The 18,623-nt window shown below is 53.0% G+C and carries 18 protein-coding genes; 6 read left to right on the top strand and 12 right to left on the bottom strand.

The genetic code is table 11. The features are described 5' to 3' along the window. Nucleotides 1-53: 53 nt before the first annotated feature. On the top strand, nucleotides 54-1,520 hold the full coding sequence (cls, locus tag EVJ34_RS00410; RefSeq protein WP_131484423.1) for a cardiolipin synthase: 1,467 nt from the start codon (nucleotides 54-56) through the stop codon (nucleotides 1,518-1,520). Nucleotides 1,521-1,564: 44 nt separating this feature from the next. On the opposite strand, the gene EVJ34_RS00405 is transcribed toward cls, so the two are convergent. The 5 genes from EVJ34_RS00405 to EVJ34_RS00385 form a co-directional block, all read right to left on the bottom strand. Next, nucleotides 1,565-2,542, bottom strand: a complete 978-nt coding sequence (locus EVJ34_RS00405; RefSeq protein ID WP_131484422.1) for a hypothetical protein — start codon at nucleotides 2,540-2,542, stop codon at nucleotides 1,565-1,567. Continuing rightward, nucleotides 2,539-3,567, bottom strand: a complete 1,029-nt coding sequence (locus EVJ34_RS00400) for a DUF58 domain-containing protein (protein WP_131484421.1) — start codon at nucleotides 3,565-3,567, stop codon at nucleotides 2,539-2,541. The genes EVJ34_RS00405 and EVJ34_RS00400 overlap by 4 nt, the downstream gene beginning before the upstream one ends. Before the next feature lies 1 nt (nucleotide 3,568). Continuing rightward, nucleotides 3,569-4,477: an AAA family ATPase gene (locus EVJ34_RS00395; protein WP_131484420.1), complete on the bottom strand. Its 909-nt coding sequence runs from the start codon at nucleotides 4,475-4,477 to the stop codon at nucleotides 3,569-3,571. 393 nt (nucleotides 4,478-4,870) lie between these two features. Continuing rightward, nucleotides 4,871-5,566: an amino acid ABC transporter permease gene (locus tag EVJ34_RS00390; RefSeq protein WP_131435043.1), complete on the bottom strand. Its 696-nt coding sequence runs from the start codon at nucleotides 5,564-5,566 to the stop codon at nucleotides 4,871-4,873. A gap of 6 nt (nucleotides 5,567-5,572) precedes the next feature. Then, the gene (locus EVJ34_RS00385; protein ID WP_131435045.1) at nucleotides 5,573-6,421 is read right to left on the bottom strand and encodes a transporter substrate-binding domain-containing protein; all 849 of its coding nucleotides are present in this window, start codon (nucleotides 6,419-6,421) and stop codon (nucleotides 5,573-5,575) included. A 332-nt stretch (nucleotides 6,422-6,753) separates the two neighbouring features. Between EVJ34_RS00385 and EVJ34_RS00380 the strand changes: the two genes are divergently transcribed. Together EVJ34_RS00380 and EVJ34_RS00375 are read left to right on the top strand one after the other, a co-directional pair. Next, nucleotides 6,754-7,149, top strand: coding sequence for a hypothetical protein (locus tag EVJ34_RS00380; protein ID WP_131484419.1), 396 nt, complete (start codon nucleotides 6,754-6,756; stop codon nucleotides 7,147-7,149). 80 nt (nucleotides 7,150-7,229) lie between these two features. Then, on the top strand, nucleotides 7,230-7,772 hold the full coding sequence (locus EVJ34_RS00375) for a GNAT family N-acetyltransferase (RefSeq protein WP_131484418.1): 543 nt from the start codon (nucleotides 7,230-7,232) through the stop codon (nucleotides 7,770-7,772). Nucleotides 7,773-7,928: 156 nt separating this feature from the next. On the opposite strand, the gene EVJ34_RS00370 is transcribed toward EVJ34_RS00375, so the two are convergent. From EVJ34_RS00370 to EVJ34_RS00360, 3 genes are read right to left on the bottom strand one after another with little or no spacing between them, the layout of a single operon-like run. Continuing rightward, complete coding sequence (locus EVJ34_RS00370) at nucleotides 7,929-8,378, bottom strand: GNAT family N-acetyltransferase (protein WP_131484417.1); 450 nt, start codon at nucleotides 8,376-8,378, stop codon at nucleotides 7,929-7,931. 17 nt (nucleotides 8,379-8,395) lie between these two features. Continuing rightward, nucleotides 8,396-9,112: an MBL fold metallo-hydrolase gene (locus tag EVJ34_RS00365; RefSeq protein WP_131435053.1), complete on the bottom strand. Its 717-nt coding sequence runs from the start codon at nucleotides 9,110-9,112 to the stop codon at nucleotides 8,396-8,398. 14 nt (nucleotides 9,113-9,126) lie between these two features. Next, nucleotides 9,127-9,738, bottom strand: a complete 612-nt coding sequence (locus EVJ34_RS00360) for an NUDIX hydrolase (RefSeq protein ID WP_131435055.1) — start codon at nucleotides 9,736-9,738, stop codon at nucleotides 9,127-9,129. 166 nt (nucleotides 9,739-9,904) lie between these two features. Here EVJ34_RS00360 and EVJ34_RS00355 point away from each other — a divergent pair, with 166 nt between their 5' ends. Continuing rightward, nucleotides 9,905-10,411 (top strand): DinB family protein, encoded by a 507-nt coding sequence (locus EVJ34_RS00355; protein WP_131484416.1) that lies wholly within the window; start codon nucleotides 9,905-9,907, stop codon nucleotides 10,409-10,411. 37 nt (nucleotides 10,412-10,448) lie between these two features. Here EVJ34_RS00355 and EVJ34_RS00350 read toward each other — a convergent pair whose 3' ends face one another. The 4 genes from EVJ34_RS00350 to EVJ34_RS00335 all read right to left on the bottom strand — a co-directional run bounded on the left by EVJ34_RS00350 (nucleotide 10,449) and on the right by EVJ34_RS00335 (nucleotide 16,127). Further along, nucleotides 10,449-11,117, bottom strand: coding sequence for a hypothetical protein (locus EVJ34_RS00350; protein ID WP_131484415.1), 669 nt, complete (start codon nucleotides 11,115-11,117; stop codon nucleotides 10,449-10,451). A gap of 100 nt (nucleotides 11,118-11,217) precedes the next feature. Further along, entirely contained in the window at nucleotides 11,218-13,623 is a 2,406-nt protein-coding gene (parC, locus tag EVJ34_RS00345) for a DNA topoisomerase IV subunit A (RefSeq protein WP_131484414.1), read from the bottom strand. A gap of 2 nt (nucleotides 13,624-13,625) precedes the next feature. Beyond that, nucleotides 13,626-15,593, bottom strand: a complete 1,968-nt coding sequence (parE, locus tag EVJ34_RS00340) for a DNA topoisomerase IV subunit B (protein WP_031200243.1) — start codon at nucleotides 15,591-15,593, stop codon at nucleotides 13,626-13,628. A gap of 129 nt (nucleotides 15,594-15,722) precedes the next feature. Beyond that, nucleotides 15,723-16,127 (bottom strand): CoA-binding protein, encoded by a 405-nt coding sequence (locus tag EVJ34_RS00335; RefSeq protein WP_131484413.1) that lies wholly within the window; start codon nucleotides 16,125-16,127, stop codon nucleotides 15,723-15,725. Nucleotides 16,128-16,480: 353 nt separating this feature from the next. Here EVJ34_RS00335 and EVJ34_RS00330 point away from each other — a divergent pair, with 353 nt between their 5' ends. Together EVJ34_RS00330 and EVJ34_RS00325 are read left to right on the top strand one after the other, a co-directional pair. Next, complete coding sequence (locus tag EVJ34_RS00330; protein WP_131484412.1) at nucleotides 16,481-17,536, top strand: GGDEF domain-containing protein; 1,056 nt, start codon at nucleotides 16,481-16,483, stop codon at nucleotides 17,534-17,536. Nucleotides 17,537-17,551: 15 nt separating this feature from the next. Beyond that, the gene (locus tag EVJ34_RS00325) at nucleotides 17,552-18,562 is read left to right on the top strand and encodes a tyrosine-type recombinase/integrase (RefSeq protein WP_131484411.1); all 1,011 of its coding nucleotides are present in this window, start codon (nucleotides 17,552-17,554) and stop codon (nucleotides 18,560-18,562) included. Nucleotides 18,563-18,623: the final 61 nt, after the last annotated feature.

Genomic DNA, 18,623 nt, shown 5'->3' with positions numbered 1-18,623 from the left:
TTACTATTCTGACGAGAACGGGTATGTAAGGGAGTAAAAGGGAGGGAAATGTGATGATCCCGACAGAAATCATTTTAAGCGTTCTTGGCATTGTATTGATTATCCTGAATGTCACGTTCGCCGTCACCATCATCTTCTTCGAGCGGCGTGATATCGGTTCGACGTGGGCCTGGTTGCTTGTCCTGTTCTTCATCCCACTGCTCGGTTTCTTCATCTATATCTTCTTCGGACGGTTAATCAAATCGAATAATTTCTACCAAATCGATGAAGAGCAGCGGCATGAATACGCGGAACATGTGCAAAATCAGCTGACCGAGCTCGATGCGCATGAAGGTTTGTTCGCCCGTGACCCGCTCTTATCCAAATATCGTCGACTCGCTCGTTTGAATTTGTCATCCACGAACGCGCTCATGACGTACCAAAACGCGATTCACGTCATCCATGACGGAGAGCAAAAGTTCGAGGCGCTGTTCCACGATATTGATACAGCGACACGTGAAATCAATATCCAGTACTATATCATTCAAAATGACTCGCTCGGACAAGCGCTCATCGAGGCGCTCACGCGACGGGCCAAAGATGGTGTCAAAGTACGTCTGCTCTATGATGCGGTAGGATCACGAGGATTGCGGCGTTCCCATTTCAAACAGCTTCTCGCGCACGGCGGCGAGGTGAAGTCGTTTTTCCCGTCACGCCTCGGCATCAACTTCCGCGTCAACAACCGCAATCACCGCAAGTTATGTATCATCGACGGAGACATCGGCTATATCGGTGGCTTCAACGTCGGGAATGAATACCTCGGGACGAATCGACAGTTCGGCTATTGGCGCGACGTGCACTTACGGATAAGGGGGGAGGCGGTCCGAGAACTGCTTGAACGTTTCCTCCTCGATTGGAACCGTGCCGTACCGACGAAGCATCGGGCTGAGAAAGAGGAAATCATTTGGCCGTCCGTTCTCATTGAGACAGCCCAATCACCGGTGCAAATCGTCACCTCGGGCCCGAACTCATCGACCGAGCACTTGAAAAACATGCTCGTCAAGATGATCACCGAGGCGAAAGAGACGATTTACATCCAGACCCCTTATTTCATCCCTGACGCCAGCTTCCTCGACGCCTGCCGCAATGCGCTCATGTCCGGGACGAAGATTCGCCTGATGATTCCGAACAAGCCGGACCATATGTTTGTCTACTGGGCAACGTATACGAATGCGGCCGAGCTCGTCCGCTACGGGGCCGAGGTGTATACGTATGAAGGCGGGTTCTTGCACGCGAAGACGCTCGTCATCGATGGCGAAGTCGCCTCGATCGGCACGACGAACATCGACGCCCGGAGTTTTCGTCTCAATTTCGAGATCTCGGCACTCGTCTATGACGAGGTGGTGGCGCAGTCCGTCATCGATGCGTTCGAACGCGACATGGCTAGCGCCAATCGATTGACGATTGAGCGTTATGAGACACGAACGAAATGGATCCGCTTCAAAGAGAGCGTGTCCCGTCTGCTCAGCCCAATCCTCTAAAAAAACCAGCCAGACGCCGGGATAATCCTGGCGTCTGGCTGGTTTTATTGTTTGAGCGTCTGGGTGACCTGTCGCTCGAACGCCTCGACGATGGATACGGGGGCTTCTTTCTCTCCATATTCGGCCGCCTCGAGCCATGTGGCGAAGCGGCTCCCTTCGGTAAACCCAATGCGGTCGAACCATTCCAAGACGGTCTCCTCACGTTGGCGAGGATGAGCTTGTTCAAGCCGTCTCCCAGCATCGAGCAGCCGGACGTGGCGTGGGGCCCGTGTGAAGCGTCGAATGGCATCCGTCGCTTCGTATCGTGGTTTCGACACATTCACATCCTCATGAATCTCTTTTCGACGTTGCACATAGATGAACAAGGCGATCATTCCGACGAGCAAAGCGAGAAAAGCCAGAATCAAGAACAGTGACTGGTTCGTCGCCGATTCGAGTAACGTCTCGTTTGAAATCGTCTCGGCATCGATGTTCGGATTGTCCGGGACGAGAATCCGGTTGACACGATCGGTCGGATCTAGATCGACTCCGTCGAACCACCCGCCGATCCATATCAGGATGGGCTGGATCCAGGCGACGAGATTGCCGAACAGCAGCTCTTTGATGGTCCGGATGATCACAGCCAAGCCAAGACCGACAGCAAGGGCGACGACAAGCGTTGACAACATCCGTTTATAGTCACGGCGATAATACAGGCTCCGTTGCCAAAACAAGAACAAGAACGGGAAGACGATCATCGCGAGCGGCTGTGACGCCGGCGGGAACAACCAATCGACAATGAGGAAGAGCACACTGGCAATCGCGTAACGGTCCGTCCAGTCGAGCGTCCGGATAAAGGCATGGATATAGGTGAACAACAGTAGCGTGACACTCATCTCATAGGAGAACAAGAGCGCGGCGACGCTCAGTGCCGTCTGAACGACGAGTTGCCAGTTGCGCGGCAAGCGGAACGTCAACAGAAAGACGAGCGGAAACACGTGACCGACATAGAAAGCGGCGAATACCCACCAAAGCAGTCTCATCTGCCGTCACCTCCGAGCCGTAAAATCGATTGGCTGCCGCCGTATTTGGCGACCTTCCGTTCGAACAGCGACCGGGCGAGCGGGAAATCCCGCTCCGACAGGCAGGCGAGCGTCGTCATGACCTTGCGGAAATGCGTCTCACCGCTACCTGGGGCGAGGTCATAGGTAATGCCTTCCTTTGTCAGTGTCGGGACAATCAGCCCATAGCTGGCGTTCTCTTTCTCGAAATCGCGGCATAGCGCCGCGGCTTGAGAGATCAACCGTTCCATCTGATGAGTGAGGGCACGCCCGTCTTTCGTCAGCAAGTCGAGCACGACGACATATTCGTTCGCTTGAACGGGTTGCTCGGTGCGGGCGAGCAGTTCACCTGTCTTCGCGTAGGCCGACCAATACAGTTGCCGCATCGGCTGCCCGTGATACGGCGCCACCGACTGGAATGTCTCCGGGTCACGGTAGGCACTATGACGGACCATCTCCTCGCCCGGCAATGTCGGCGGACGCTTCGGAATCGGATAAGGCAAGAATTCAGGGAAGACATACCCGATGCGGTCGAGCGGGTCTTCCTTATAGAGCGAGAACATGCGGAGCGGGTCACGAATCTCCATCCCGATTGACTCCATCCTGATTGGGCCACGCTTGATCGCCTTGAGCGGCAATGTATAGGACACGGCGACCTCACGTCCTATATAGTTCTCTTGGCGCCAGAACGCGTGCGCCTCAGCTTCGACGGTCGGATGCAGATAGCCGGACAAGCGGACGACACCAAGGGGCACAGGTGCCGTCGAAATCAGTTTGAGCGTATACGTCTCTTCGTCGTTCGGGAACAGCTTCAGCTCGTCGGTCACTTCGACATGGACGTATTCAGCGAGCCGGAACAGTAGCTCCGGCATAATGAGCGCATACAGGCTGAAGCCGATAATCACACTCGCGAGGAAGACGTTCCCGTAGAGGGCGGTGAACACCCCGACGACGAATAAGAGCCACATATATCCGGACTCGAGGTAGCGAGGGCTGACGAGTTGCATGTCACACCTCTGACGGGACCGGGATGGTCTCCAAAACGGACTTAATCAATTTAGACGGCTTCGTCTTGAGCGACGCCTCGACCGTCAAGACGATTCGGTGCCCGAGAATCGGTAAGGCAAGCGCGCGGATGTCTTCCGGTGACACGTAATCCCGTCCGTCCATATAGGCATGCGCCCGAGCTGCCATCGTATAGGCGAGCGTCGCCCGCGGGCTCGGTCCGACCTCGATATCCCGGTGATGACGGAGCGCCTCGACGAAATCGAGAAGATAATCCTCCATCGCCTCGTGAAACAAGACGTCACGGACGGCTTGCTGCATCTCGGCAAGTTCGGTTTGTTGCAACGTAAAAGGGGCCGCACTCAAGTGTTCGTTTCGCAGCAACCGGCGTTCCGACTCTCGAGACAGCGGGGCGAGTGACAGTTTGAATAAGAAACGGTCGAGTTGCGCCTGCGGCAACGGGAACGTCCCTTGCCCGTCGAACGGGTTTTGCGTCGCGATGACGAAGAATGGGTCCGGTAGACGAAGCGACACCTCACCGAGCGTCACTTGGCGCTCCTGCATCGCCTCTAAAAGCGCCGACTGGGTCCGTGGCGTCGTCCGGTTGATCTCATCGACGAGTAAGATTGACGTGAAAATCGGACCGGTCCGTCGCTCGAACGCACCCGTCGTCGGATTGAACAGCTCCATCCCTAAAATATCACTCGGTAGCGTATCTGGCGTACATTGCACGCGCTGGAAAGCGGCTGATACAGAGGAGGCAAGACTCCTGGCGAGCGTGGTCTTCCCGGTTCCTGGCCGGTCCTCGAGCAAGACATGCCCCCCTGAAAGTAAGGCAATCGTCGACAGCTTGATCGCTTTTGACTGCCCAATCACTAAACTATTTAAATGTGTCGTCCATTGTTGCACCATAATGAAATTCCCCCGTCTATTTTCTGATAATTAAGAAAATCATAGCACACTCTCGGATTGAGATGGAACGCTAAAGAACGTCGCTTCAAATTATGTACGTCGCGTACGGTCAATCCGAAGAAGATGTTTTCGCCCTTTTCCGGCTTGGAAACTTAAAAACTAAGTAATAAAGGACAATCAGACTCGTGTATGGGTTTAAAGCACTGACCCAGGCCGGCCCATCGAACAAAATATACGTAAGTGTGATGAGGACGGATGATCCGAATAATAACTTTGAGAACATAGGCGATGTCTCTCCTTTGAATCGCAATATGGAATAGGTTGACTATATCATGTCACTTCCGCAATAACCGCCCGACAAAAAAACTGACCTGCCTGTATGAGGCAAGTCAGTCATCGTTTCGGTGTATCCAAATAGCGTTCAAAATGCCGCTCCAGCCAGTCCTGGAAGAACGACATGAATGTACAGATGCCCCAATAAATCAAGGCGACGACCAAGTAGACGGTCATATAATCGAATTCTCGGCCCCCGACGATTTTCGCTTTATTGAAAATTTCCGGAACGGTGATCATGGCGGCGAGCGAACTCGCTTTAATCAAATCGAGGAATACGTTCGAAAGCGGGGGGAGGGCGATCCGCGTCGCCTGTGGCAAGACGACCCCTTTAAGCGTCTGCCACTTCGTCATCCCGAGTGATCGGGCCGCCTCGACTTGTCCCGGGTCGACGGCACGGATCGCCGCTCGGACGATTTCCGCGATATAGGCAGCCGAGTTCAGACTGAACCCGATAATCGCCGCCGTCAGCGCCGCGAACTCGATACCGATGAACGGGAACCCTGAATATAAGATGAACAAGATGATCAGAATCGGCACACCCCGCATGAACGAGATATAAAACGTCGACGGAAACCGAAGCCACCGTGACGGTGACAGTTTACCGAGGGCGAGCACGAGACCGAGCAACAAGCCGAAGAACATGCTGACGAATGAGATCCAAAGCGTGTTCGGCAAGCCACCTAACAAATAAGGGAATGAACGCACAGCCAGGTCGACGTCAAAGATTGCTTCCCATTTCACACCTTCGAACATGATTGTTTAGTCCAATTCGACGATTGTCGCGTCGACGTCCGGTTCTACCGAGACATCGGCTCCGTTATAGAACGTTTCCGACAATTCTTTTACCGTACCGTCTTCAAGCATCTCGGCAAGGGCGCGGTCGATATTCTCTTGGAGCTCTGCATTCTCTTTATCCATCAAGAATGCGACTTCCTGTGGGTTATAGGCGATATCCGGGTGGATCGTGATATCGAACTCAGGGAAGAAGGCGAGGGCGAGGGTCTGAAGATAGTAGTCGTTCAAGATGACGTCGGTACGTCCTGTCGAGACGTCACGAAGATACTGGTCGTTCGTCGCGTTGTCATAGATGACTTCCTCGGCCTCGTATTGACGTGCCACGTCCATGAAGACGGTCGTCGCTTCCCCAGCGGCTTTCTTGCCTTTCAAGTCCTCAAGTGACTCGATCCCAGACAGGTCGCTCTTACGTACGATGGCCGTCCCGTACGTGTATTTGTATGGCGTCGAGAAAGCGAACTTCTCTTTCCGGTCCTCTGTGACCGAGATATCGTTCGCGGCGACGTCAACTTGTCCGTTTTGGACGCTCGTCAACATGTTGTCAAACGCCATCTCTTTGAATTGGACTTCAAGGTCGAGACGCTTCCCGATCTCTTTCATGAGCTCGACATCAAACCCAGTCAATGTATCGCTATCTTCTTCCCGGAACGAAGCGGGGTAGAGCGTCCCTGCCGTACCGACCGTGAGCGTACCTTCTTCTTTGATTTCGTCCCAGCGCGAAGTTTCGGCCTGATCGGTGCTAGCATCACCACACGCCGCGAGCGGGACAGCCAATAATAAAGATGCTGCCAAACCTTTTGTCATACGTTTCATTCAAGTTCCTCCTTAAGTTATCATCTGTCTAAAAATAGCATGCTCCCCGTTCTGTGGCAACTCCCAAACACTTTAAAACAGTTAGTTAGTTGTATTTGAAACATAAATACATAAAGCGCTATCACGGCATTGAATGAACGATTCAATCGAATGACACAGTTTATTAATTATGATGAAACAGATGAATCAATCTCGGATTCAACAACGCGGTTTAAGTTGGAATACCATCATGTTGGTTAAGCCATTTCCACGCGTGTAACAATATTCATTCATGTATGATAAATGGTAGCGGATGATTTGTAACAGATCAAAATGAGGGAAGGAGGGTGAAGATGGAAAAATGGGAAAGATGGACCGTCAATTCTGAGATACCGGATAAGCTGTATCTGCAGGCTTTAATTGATGATAAAGACGGATTAACACTCGTATTTACTGATGCGTATGAGAATACATATACATTCTTGTTTGACGGACTTGTGTTGTCGTATCGAAATACAGACGAAGGAACGCTTATTAGAACGCTAGAACATTTATACAAACATGATGACCCTGATTTTTTTGGCGACTGGACACTCTTTCAAGTGACCGATTCCAGCTATTTAAAATGGCTAGCTGAAGAATCAACAAACATTTACGAAACGGTTTATAATATTCAGCATTACGTGTTCCTGACATCACATGATGTCATCGAAGTGTTGTCGACCGAGCCACCGACTCTGATCTCATGACCGTCACTGTATGTCTAGTCTGGCGAGACTATGTAGTTCTGGGATGGAGCGGTCAGTACATATGAAGGGAGAAAGATGCAATGGAAGAAGCCAAAAACATCACGATCAAAGCGTTAGATGAGTATTCCATCAGTGTCGTGAATGAAGCGAACAATCCGTTGCCAGTCATCGGGAAAATCATTCCGAGCTTTTCTGACGCGGTTTGGACGTATGAGGAACAGTTATATGAGAAAGCACATGAGACGAGCTTTCCGGACGACTTGCTGGACTGGTCGGAATACATCAACAGTGAGGACAAACAAGTATTCTTGGCGTTCGACGAGACGTCATGTATCGGACAGATTCGTGTGGTGAAAGACTGGAACCGTTTTGCGTATATCGAGAACATCTCGGTCCGTAATAGCTATCGACACAGCGGGATTGGTCATTTGTTGATGGAAGTTGCAGAGACATGGGCAAACGGGCACTCGTTGCTTGGATTGTCGCTCGAAGCACAAAACGATAACGTGATCGCTTGTCGATTTTATGCGAAAGAAGGGTTCGCGCTCGGCGGTGTCGATACGCTCAAACAGATCGGCAATCCGAACATCGACATGACGTTGTATTGGTACAAGCTATTCTGATTTTTTCGAGAGGAGAGACGTCACATGTGACATCGATATTCTCTTGATTTTCTTTTAGTTAACATAACATATATTATCAGTAAAAATAAAACTCTGTCTCAATGCTTTAGTATACTTTAAGTAGTGAGACAGAATCTGAAATTTGAGAAAAGGGATTCAAGATCGCGTAAATCGAATCAATGTGACACCCGGTTCCGGTTCAAACTCAGCACTCGGTTCGAACCCAAGCTTCGTGTACAGCTTCTTGGCCGGCCCGTTATGTTTGCCGGTATGCACATAGACAAGCTTGTCCTCGTGCAGACTGAGCACGTGTTCGAGCAACGTCGTCGCAAGTCTCGCCCTGAAATATCTCGGATCGATACATAATTTCGTGACTTCGACCGTGTTCTCAGCCGCTTCAATCGTGATGAATCCAATCAACCGCCCGTCGTTATATAAGCCATAGCTCGTACCTGGCAGATTTTGAATCACCTCGACCGTCTCATAACGCGCCGGAATCTCATCGAAGCCAATCAGCTCGGCCTCGACCGCATAGGCGTTCCGTTGAATCTCGAGCATCTGCTCGGCCAGTTGATAATCTGTCGTCTGTATCTCGTGTAATTCCATCTGTCCGCACCCCCGGTTTATCCTAAAAATAGACGTGCTTGCTTGCGTTTGGCCCGTTTCAGCGCCAAATAGAGCCGGTGTGTCCCGACGACGGGCTGTCCGTGCCCGACGAACGTGTGGCGCGGTGCGAGGTCGATCAGCTTCTCCGCATGTTCGACCGCTGCCCGTTTATCCCATGTCGCGACTCCCGGGAGCGGGAACAATGGGCGGACGTCCCCTGCCACGGCGACTCCCCCACGTGTCTGAAACGCATCTCCGGCAAATAACATCCGCTCCTTCTCATCGAAATAGGCGACGGAGCCCGGCGTATGACCCGCTGCCGGATAGACGCGGAGGCCGAACAAGCGCTCACCCGGGTCGAGCAGTTTATCCGGCAAGGAGTGGATTTTCGGGAGGGATCCTTTCAGTTTGAGCGGCCGCTCATCCGGGTCGGTCGTTTTGTCCCCTTCGAGGAGACGGGCGTCTCGGCGCGAGACGTACAATTCGGCATGGGGATGAGCCTTCAAAATCGTATCAACACCGCCCACATGGTCGCCGTGCGCATGAGTCAGCAAAATGGCGAGCAGCGGACGTTCCTGCGCCTCGATATATGCCAAGATGGCTTCCGCATTACGCGCAAGACCGGTATCAATCAAAACAAGTCCGAGCTCTCGTTCAATCAACTGAACGTTAATCGGTAATACGGGCGCATAGAATGTCAGTTGATGGACGTGATCAATCCGTGTGACTTTCATAGAGTCCCCTCCCCTTAATCAAGTAACGTGATCCAATCCTCTTGCCACCTTGCCTCAAAACACATATAGAGCTGTTCCTGCGTGTTACGCGCGGTCGATAAAGGTGGTAAGTTGTCCCGCGTGAAGAACGCGACGTCGCTCGTCTCATGGCTCACCTGCGCCTCCCCACCAATCAGCTCGCATTCGATGAACAGCTTATAGTAATGCTGCGACAGTGGCGGATGGTCGTGATGATGCATGTCGAACAACGCGAGCAGCCGCACCGGTACGACATGAAACCCAGCCTCTTCCTCAATCTCCTTGATGATATTTTGTGCCGGGGACAGCCCGACCTCACAAAAACCACCTGGTAACGTCCAAAGCCCGTCCGACCGCTCCTTGACGAGCAAGAGCGCATCGTCCCGGAAAACGACACCGCGTACGTCGAGCTTCGGTGTCGGATAACCATCGACATGCGTCAGTTCGGTAATTTCATGCAACTCGAGATTAGATTGTTGTTCGAACATCTCGGTCGCGATGCGTTGGATTTCGACGTAACGCTCGCGATCGAACTCGTCTTTCGTAAACGTCAAGCCAGCCTGTGACAGCGCCTGTAGCCGCTTGGCCCAATCGAGCCACTGTGACATACGTATCCCCCCATATTTTGTCCTCCTGTCCCATTCGCCAAAAGGGATCGTTGTTCCTTTTAGAAATACCCGCTCCTAAGAGAAACTAATGTGGCGAGGCGTTGAAAAAATCAGCCAATGTTCCCATGGTATACTGGAAAGAGAATTAAATCGAAGGAGGTTGGATATGGCGATTTCGCTATTATCTCAGTTCAAACAAGATTTGGACGGCTATACCGAACGGCAGTTGCGCTATCAGGCAGCAATAGATGTCTGGTCAATCGGACAGATGTACGACCATATCATCGTGGTGGCTGAAGAATATGCAGACGAGATTGAACGTTGTCTCGCCTCACACGAAGAGCAACCGCTTGGGAAGACCGAGTTCGGTGAACGATTGTTTCAAGCCGGCGGGTTCCCTCCGATTAAAATCCGTTTACCTGATGAGATGAACCAACCTCCGAACAACACGGACAAGCGTGAGACGCTCGAGCGACGACTCGACGAGTTATCTGCGCGATTGATGCGCCTTGAACCGATCGCCCGCGCGGCAAACCCTGACGTCAAAGCCCAACATGGCGGTTTCGGTTGGCTGAACGCCCAGGAATGGTATGACCTCATCGAGATGCATAGCCGTCATCATTTGCGCCAACAGGCCGATTTGGAGCGCTATCTCATGGAGGCTGGAATCTGAATCGCGATTACAAAAAGACGCCTCGTGCGTCTTTTGTTCATCCCTCGTAATAATAGCTGCCGGTGAACGGATAATCCCGTTCGTTCCGCTCACACCAGTCGAGAAAACTCTCATCATCTGGACCGGACTGAGTGTACGACACCCAATCAGCCAGCAAGTCACTGTAGTGATCCAACTCCGCTTCATAATCCGCTCGTTTTTCCTCGCTCAATACGGATTGGTTCAGCTTCCTCGCTTCTAAGATGATCTCTCGATCCTCATCGACTTCGCTGAGATAGAGATCTTCGTTAATGTGATGAAACGCAAACCAAAGGGCAAATATTTTTTGATCCATGAGCGCTTCGACGGCAATCTGTTCGGCTAGCCCACCGAGTGCGAATGCCTGTTCATACTCCATCAGCCAGCGATAAGGACGAGGGTCATTCGGGAAACGTTGCTTCCACTCATGGAGAGTCGGTTGTAGTACATTCGTTACGAGCGAATATACGAACACATTATAGGAATCGGCTCGGTCGGACGATTCGTCATGCGTGTATAGCCAGGCAACGAATTCCTGTCGCTGATCAAAATCCCACGTCTCCACCGTCTTAAGAAACGGTGTCATAGAGGCAAGTGCCTGTTTTCGTAACCCTCGACTCTTCAATTCACAAAATGTGCGGAATTCCGGATAATTGTTCATGTTTGGGTCGTTCAGCAAATCGTGCATGGAATGTCTCCTCGTTAGTGGATTCGATTTCTTCTATTCCTTCTAGTATATCGAAACCAAGAAACCCCTGCACAACGTCTGTTGTACAGGGGTTCATACGTTAATCGAGATACACGTCCTCAATCTCACCGAACGTCTCTTCATCAAACACGAAAGAGCCGTTGGCGTAGCGGTCCAAGAGCGTCAATTGCTTCGTCTTGACCGTCTTCGCGTTCTCTTTCCCGATGATGTGGAGCGTCTCATCGTCATGGACCGGGAGCACACGACGAATCTGGTGCGGTTTCGACTTGACTTCGCGGATGAGCATCGTCCCGCGCAAGTTGCGGTTCGTGCAGTCGAACTGATCCTCGAGCTTCATCTTCTTGACCGCTCCACGTTGCGTCACGAGGACGAACAGTGGCGGTGTGAAGAAGGCGAAGGCATCGGCGACCACATCGCCATCTTTCAAGTTCATCGCTTTGACGCCGGCGGCACGTTGCCCGACGACCGGAACGTCATCTTCTTTGAACCAGAGGCCATAGCCGCGCTCCGAAACGAGGAACAATTGGCCTGGACCATCACTGATCCCGGCGAAGACGACCTCGTCGTCACCCTTCAACTTGAGCGCCATGAGCGCCTTCGACTTGCGTTGGGCGTCATAGTCACGGAGCGGCGTCCGTTTGACCATCCCTTCACGCGTCACGAACAGACAGTGCGCGTCGGTGTCGAACGTCGAGACGACGTCAGCCGAGACGACTTGTTCGCCTTCGATCGGCACGAGGTTGGCCACATGCTGTCCGGCGTCTTTCCATTTCGACTCTGGAATCTGATGGACCGGGATGAGCAAGTAGCTGCCCTTGTTCGTCCAGACGAGCAGATAATCCGTCGTCATCGCCTGGGTGACGAGGACAGGACGGTCTTTCGCCTTCATGTCCGGCATGTCTTCACTCGAGGCACCGTATGAGCGCATCGATGAGCGTTTGACGTAGCCGTCGCGGCTGACGAACACCATCGTCTCTTCGACGGCGATCATGACCTCTGTCTTCAGTTTCAACTCTTCGACTTCCGATTCGATGACCGAGCGCCGTGCGTCGCCGAACTCGTCACGGAGGGCGGTCAACTCTTTCGAGATGAGCTTCCGTTTCGTCGCGTCGACGTTCAAGATGTTGGCGAGGCGAGCAATCTCTTTTTGGAGCGCCTTCGCCTCTTTTTGGAGCTCGACGATATCCGTGTTCGTCAAACGATACAATTGGAGCATGACGACCGCTTCGGCTTGACGGTCCGAGAACGAGAACCGCTCCATAAGCTTCTGCTTCGCCTCGGACTTGTCTTTGGCCGAACGGATGAGTTCGAGCGTCTCGTCAAGGACCGAGATGGCCTGTTCGAGCGCGTCGACGATCTCGGCGCGTTTCTTCGCCTGATCGAGTTCGAACGTCGTGCGACGGGTGACGACTTCTTCAACGTGCTTCAAATACGCGTCGATGATCGACAAGAGACCCATCTGTTTCGGTGTCCGGTTGACGATGGCGACCATGTTGTAGTTATAGGCGAGCTGCAGGTCGGTATGCTTCAAGAAGAAGTGGAGCACACCTTCCGCATCGGCTTCCTTCTTCAACTCGATGACGACGCGGACGCCGGTCCGGTCGGTCTCGTCACGGACTTCGGCGACGCCTTCGACTTTGCGGTCGAGACGGAGCTCCTCCATCTTCTTGACGAGGTTCGCCTTGTTCACCTCATACGGGAGCTCGGTGATCGTAATCTGTTCACGGCCGCCTTTGAGCGGCTCGATGACCGATTTGGCACGGATGATGACCTTGCCTTTGCCGGTCTCGAACGCCTTCAAGATGCCGTCTTTGCCCATGACGATCCCGCCAGACGGGAAGTCAGGTCCTTGCATATAACGGAAAGCGTCATTCGTCGTCTCGATCTCACCTTTCAAGCGGGCGATGGCGAGGTTGAGCACCTCGGTCAAGTTGTGCGGCGGAATCTCGGTCGCGTAACCGGCAGAAATCCCTGTCGTCCCGTTCATGAGCAAGTTCGGGAGCAGTGACGGCAAGACGAGCGGCTCCTCGGTCGAATCGTCGAAGTTCGGCGTATAGTCGACCGTGTTCTTCGAGATCGACGTCAGCATGACACCGGCGATCTTCGACAGACGGGCCTCGGTATACCGCATCGCGGCAGCCGAGTCGCCGTCCATTGAGCCGTTGTTCCCATGCATATCGATGAGCGGGTAACGCAACTTCCAGTCCTGCGACAGGCGTACCATCGCCTCATAGACGGAACTGTCACCGTGCGGGTGATAGTTACCGATGACGTTACCGACCGTCTTGGCCGATTTGCGGTACGGTTTCTCGTTCGTGTTACCTTCATGGTGCATCGCATACAGGATGCGGCGCTGAACGGGTTTGAGCCCGTCGCGCGCGTCCGGGAGGGCCCGGTCCTGGATGATATATTTCGAGTAACGCCCGAAGCGGTCACCGACGACCTGTTCGAGCGACAAGTTTAAAATGTGTTGAATCGTCGACATCGTTACATCACTTCCTCAATCGCTTTAGTCACGTGTTCATTGGCGATGATCGAATCATCTTCCTGGAGGCCGAAGGCGACGTTCTCCTCGATCCACTCCCGTCGATGGGCGACATTGTCTCCCATGAGCACCGAGACACGCTTGTCGGCGACGGCAGCGTCGTCGACCGTGACGCGGATGAGCGTCCGTGTATCCGGGTTCATCGTCGTCTCCCATAGCTGGTCGGCGTTCATCTCACCGAGACCTTTATAGCGTTGGAGGATATAGCCCTTCTTATATACTTTGACAAGTTTCTCGAGCGCTTCTTCGTCCCAAGCATACTCGAACTGTTCCGACTTGCCTTTCCCTTTCGAAATCCGATAGAGCGGTGGCAAGGCGACGAACACTTTGCCAGCCTCGACGAGCGGGCGCATATAACGGAAGAAGAACGTCAACAGGAGCACTTGGATGTGGGCCCCGTCTGTATCGGCATCGGTCATGATGATGATTTTGTCGAAATTGCAGTCCTCGAGGTCGAAGTCGTGACCGACACCGGCCCCAATCGCGTGGATAATCGTATTGATCTCCTCATTCTTCATGATGTCCTGGAGTTTCGACTTCTCCGAGTTGATGACCTTCCCGCGCAGCGGCAGGATGGCCTGGAACGTCCGGTCGCGGCCCTGTTTGGCCGAACCGCCGGCCGAGTCACCCTCGACGAGGAACAGTTCGTTCTTGGCGGCGTTCTTCGACGTCGCCGGCGTCAGTTTCCCGTTCAAGATGCTCGAACGTTTCTTCTTCTTGCCGTTACGCGCCTCTTCCCGGGCTTTCCGGGCGGCTTCGCGGGCCTGGGCGGCGCGGATCGCCTTCTTGATGAGCATCGTCGCCATCTGCGGGTTCTCTTCGAGGAAGATCGTCAGTTGTTTGGCCATGACACCATCAGCACTCGTACGGGCCTCAGGTGAACCGAGTTTTGACTTCGTCTGCCCCTCGAACTGGAGGAACTCTTCCGGAATCCGTACCGAGACGATGAGCGTCAAGCCTTCGCGGACGTCACCGCCGTCAAGGTTCTTGTCTTTTTCTTTCAACAATCCGTTCTTCCGGGCGTACTCGTTCACGATGCGGGTCATCGCCGTCTTGGCGCCGACCTCGTGCGTGCCGCCGTCACGAGTCCGGACGTTGTTGACGAACGAAAGGACGTTCTCAGAATAGGCGTCCGTGAACTGGAAGGCGAGCTCGAGCTCGATGTCGTTCTCCGTCCCTTCGAAGTAGACGATCGGATGAAGCGTCGCCTTATCGTCGTTCAAATATTGGACGAACTCGGCAATCCCTTCCTCGTAATGGAACGTCTCTTCTTTATCCGAACGCTCGTCCGTCAACGTGATCGTCAATCCTTTTAACAGGAATGCCGATTCACGGAGCCGTTCAGCGAGCGTGTCGTAGTTATATGTCGTCGTCGAGAAAATCGAGGCGTCCGGTTTGAAGTAGACGCTCGTCCCCGTCTGGCGCGTCTTTCCGGTCTCGAGGAGCGTCGTCTGCGGGATCCCGCCGTCGGCAAACGTCTGCTCGAACACTTTGCCGTCGCGATAAATCGTGACGAGGACCTTGCTCGAGAGTGCGTTCACGACCGAGGCGCCGACCCCGTGGAGTCCACCTGACGTCTTGTAGCCGCCTTGGCCGAACTTACCGCCAGCGTGGAGCACCGTGAAGATGACCTCTGGCGTCGGTTTCCCGGAGGCGTGCATCCCCGTCGGCATTCCGCGCCCGTGGTCGCGCACCGTGATGGCATCATCTTTATGAATCGTCACGTCGATTTGGCCACCGAATCCGGCGAGCGCCTCATCGATCGCGTTATCGACGATCTCATAGACGAGATGGTGCAACCCGCGATGGTCGGTCGAACCGATATACATCCCCGGACGTTTCCGGACAGCAGTCAGTCCTTCGAGCACCTGGATGGCGTCTTCATTGTAATTAAATAAGTCTGTTGACATCTTCGTCACCTCAATTTCGAACACACGTTCGTTTTTCTATCCTATTGTATAGCTGTTTTTGGATTCTGGCAAGCCTCCCTCCACGAGCCGGGCTCGTGAAAAAAAGGAGACCTACCAAGGAGGTAGGTCTTAACCAAGAAGACGGGCGTGCTCGACGTAGATGCATCGATTTTCGATGTAGTCGAGTCCGGCATCGCGAGCGATCCGCTCGGCGTCCGGGCTGGTGAGCCCGAGCTGGTTGAAGACGAGGCCGACATCCTCATGTCGGACGGCATCTTCGGCCACGCCGGCCAAATACTCATTGCGTCGGAAGACGTCGACGATATCGACGCGTCCTGGGATGCTCTCGACCGTCGGATAGACTTTGCGTCCGTTCCACGTCTCGAGCGTCGGATTGACAGGGATGACCGTGTAACCTTGCAACAGCAGATACTCTGCGATTTGGTTCGCGGTCTTGTTCGGGTTCGCTGACACACCGACGACAGCAATTGTCTTCGCTTCGGTGAGCCATTGTTTCAAACGTTGATCGTCCATCCTAAAATCCCCCTTTTGTTTACGTTCTCAGTGTACCTTTACCTGAATCATCGTTTCAAGCTTTATTTTCTTTTATCATACAACTGTAACTCTTTCAAATTTTTAAAACAAATCAATTGGTTCACCATAACTAATTATGTAAACCGTGCTATGTGACGTTATTTTATCGACTTGCAGGTACACGTGTGTCTCGCGTGAAAATAACGATTCAGCAAACATTGCGTGAAATATCTATTTCACGCAATTATAGTGACGATTTAAAGGCGTTTTAAGAGATGGAATTGACCCGATTCTTGAACAGTCATGGGCAAAGGGACGACATTTCGGTATACTAAGATTTAGGAGGTGTTCGCGTGGGAACAGCCTATGAGGAACGTCGCGGCACGTTATATAATGACCGCATCACTTTCTATGGGAATTTGTTTGCTTGGCTCATCCATGTCTTATTCTTTTTCATGTTTTGGAGACTCGGGGTCACTGCGCTCGCATGGTCGAACGTGTTCAGTGTTCTCTATTACACATTGTCCTTTTATTTTGTACATAAACGATATTATCGGACGTTTTTCATCGGCCTATCCGTCGAGGTCGTCTTTAACGCCATCATCTCGACACTCGTCCTCGGTTGGGGAGCAAATGTCCATTATTTCATCATCATGGTCGCCTACGCCGTCTTCTTCATGCCGAATGTCAGTCAGTCCATCCGGGTCGCCTCGACGGTGCTCGCCATGACCATCTATGGTTTCCTATACGTGAACGTGACGACAGGGACACAACCGCTCACTCCATCGTTTGAGCAAGCACTCGGCCTGTTTTGCCTCTTATCGACAATCGCCTTGATCGCCGGTCTATCCTTTGTCTTCGAGGGGTCCGTCGTTGAGGTAACGTCCGAACTTGAACGGACGAATGAACGGCTGCATACACTCGCCTCACGGGACGGCCTGACCGGTTTGTATAACCGGACAACGGGTTACCGGTTGGTCGAAGACGAGATTCGCGAGGCCGTCATTAACGGACGACCATACGCCGTAGCCCTCGGGGACATCGATCATTTTAAGGTGTTCAACGAGCAACACGGGCACGATTGCGGCGATCTCGTGCTCAAACAAGTCGCCTCCGCACTCGTCCGAACCGATGGGATTGCCGTCCGATGGGGCGGCGAGGAGTTCCTTATTTTCTTGGCAAATCAGTCCCCCACAGAGGCTGCGGAGACGATTGACTGCTTGCGTCAACGTATCAAATCGCTCGAGACGATTTATGAAGGTCGGCGGCTCAGCGTCACGATGACGTTCGGGGTCACGACGCGCACCGGGTTCGAGGTCGTTGACACGCTCGTCAAAGAGGCAGATGACCGGCTCCGCGCTGGTAAACAAGCCGGCAAGGACCGAATCGTCACGTCAATCCATCAGTAAGCAAGGAGAGATCTTTTGAGTATATTCCGCCAGCTCGGCCAAACGCCGACCAAGGTCACAACAAAACGTTTCAACTTGAGCGGCTACGAGCGCATGCCGTTCTTTATCCAACGGTTCTTGAACCATCTGGCCGCCAAACACTATTCCGAACAGACCGCCCAGCGCTATCTCTACGACTTTTTAGACTTTTTCCGCTGGGTCGAAGCCGCAAGCGCATCCGAGGTCGACCCGTCATCGGTCGAGATCGACTCGTTCGTCGAGTTCGATCACGCGGGGGCCGAGGCGTATGCGATGTATCTCGCCCTCGAGCTCGATAACGCGCCGAGTGTCATCAATCGAAAATTATCGTCGATGCAATCGCTATTCAACCATTTGATTGAAACGGGCGTGACGGCCCATAATCCGTTCCAGACGGTCGAACGCCCGAAGCGCGCCAAACGTAACCCGGTCTATTTGACGGAACAGGAGTGGCTCGACTTCTCGACGCTCGTCCGCAGCAACGTCGGTATGTCCGACCGCGAGGCGAGTTGGTACGAGCGTAACCGGGACCGTGATTTCTTGATGATTCAACTGCTCGGACTGACCGGGATGCGCGTCTCAGAGCTTGTCGGTCTCGATTGGAGTGACATCGACCGTGAGGCTGGGACCATCCGCGTCATCGGGAAAGGAAATAAAGAGCGCATCATCCCAATCGCTTCCCCACTCGATCCGCTCCTCGACGCCTATCGACGTGACGGGTCAGGTCCGCTGTTCCACTCGGATCGAGGCAAGCGGATCTCGGTACGGACAGTGCAACATGCGTTGAAAGGTCACATCGACCGTCTGAAACCGTATTTGCCATTTTTGACGCACAAGCAGGTCACACCCCATAAATTGCGCCACACGTTCGCCTCTCGTCTTGCTATGAGCGGGGTCGATGTATTGACGATCCAACAATTGCTCGGACACGAGTCGGTAGCGACAACGCAAGTCTATGCCCATATCGGCGATGAAAAGAAAAAACAAGCGTTAATCGGTTTACGATAACTTATTATGTAAACCTATATAAAACACCCGAATCTATCACGTAGATAGGTCCGGGTGTTTT

The sequence above is a fragment of the Exiguobacterium sp. SL-9 genome (genome assembly GCF_004336985.1).
Lineage (GTDB): Bacteria > Bacillota > Bacilli > Exiguobacteriales > Exiguobacteriaceae > Exiguobacterium.
The sequence above is the reverse complement of the archived record's forward strand: the minus strand, read 5'-3'. Positions and strand labels throughout refer to the sequence as shown.

Bases quoted from the DNA above. Each gene is read 5' to 3' on its own strand.
- cls (WP_131484423.1), top strand. From the start codon at position 54: ATGATCCCGACAGAAATCATTTTAAGCGTTCTTGGCATTGTATTGATT.
- EVJ34_RS00405 (WP_131484422.1), bottom strand. From the start codon at position 2,542: ATGAGACTGCTTTGGTGGGTATTCGCCGCTTTCTATGTCGGTCACGTG.
- EVJ34_RS00400 (WP_131484421.1), bottom strand. From the start codon at position 3,567: ATGCAACTCGTCAGCCCTCGCTACCTCGAGTCCGGATATATGTGGCTC.
- EVJ34_RS00395 (WP_131484420.1), bottom strand. From the start codon at position 4,477: ATGGTGCAACAATGGACGACACATTTAAATAGTTTAGTGATTGGGCAG.
- EVJ34_RS00390 (WP_131435043.1), bottom strand. From the start codon at position 5,566: ATGTTCGAAGGTGTGAAATGGGAAGCAATCTTTGACGTCGACCTGGCT.
- EVJ34_RS00385 (WP_131435045.1), bottom strand. From the start codon at position 6,421: ATGAAACGTATGACAAAAGGTTTGGCAGCATCTTTATTATTGGCTGTC.
- EVJ34_RS00380 (WP_131484419.1), top strand. From the start codon at position 6,754: ATGGAAAAATGGGAAAGATGGACCGTCAATTCTGAGATACCGGATAAG.
- EVJ34_RS00375 (WP_131484418.1), top strand. From the start codon at position 7,230: ATGGAAGAAGCCAAAAACATCACGATCAAAGCGTTAGATGAGTATTCC.
- EVJ34_RS00370 (WP_131484417.1), bottom strand. From the start codon at position 8,378: ATGGAATTACACGAGATACAGACGACAGATTATCAACTGGCCGAGCAG.
- EVJ34_RS00365 (WP_131435053.1), bottom strand. From the start codon at position 9,112: ATGAAAGTCACACGGATTGATCACGTCCATCAACTGACATTCTATGCG.
- EVJ34_RS00360 (WP_131435055.1), bottom strand. From the start codon at position 9,738: ATGTCACAGTGGCTCGATTGGGCCAAGCGGCTACAGGCGCTGTCACAG.
- EVJ34_RS00355 (WP_131484416.1), top strand. From the start codon at position 9,905: ATGGCGATTTCGCTATTATCTCAGTTCAAACAAGATTTGGACGGCTAT.
- EVJ34_RS00350 (WP_131484415.1), bottom strand. From the start codon at position 11,117: ATGCACGATTTGCTGAACGACCCAAACATGAACAATTATCCGGAATTC.
- parC (WP_131484414.1), bottom strand. From the start codon at position 13,623: ATGTCGACGATTCAACACATTTTAAACTTGTCGCTCGAACAGGTCGTC.
- parE (WP_031200243.1), bottom strand. From the start codon at position 15,593: ATGTCAACAGACTTATTTAATTACAATGAAGACGCCATCCAGGTGCTC.
- EVJ34_RS00335 (WP_131484413.1), bottom strand. From the start codon at position 16,127: ATGGACGATCAACGTTTGAAACAATGGCTCACCGAAGCGAAGACAATT.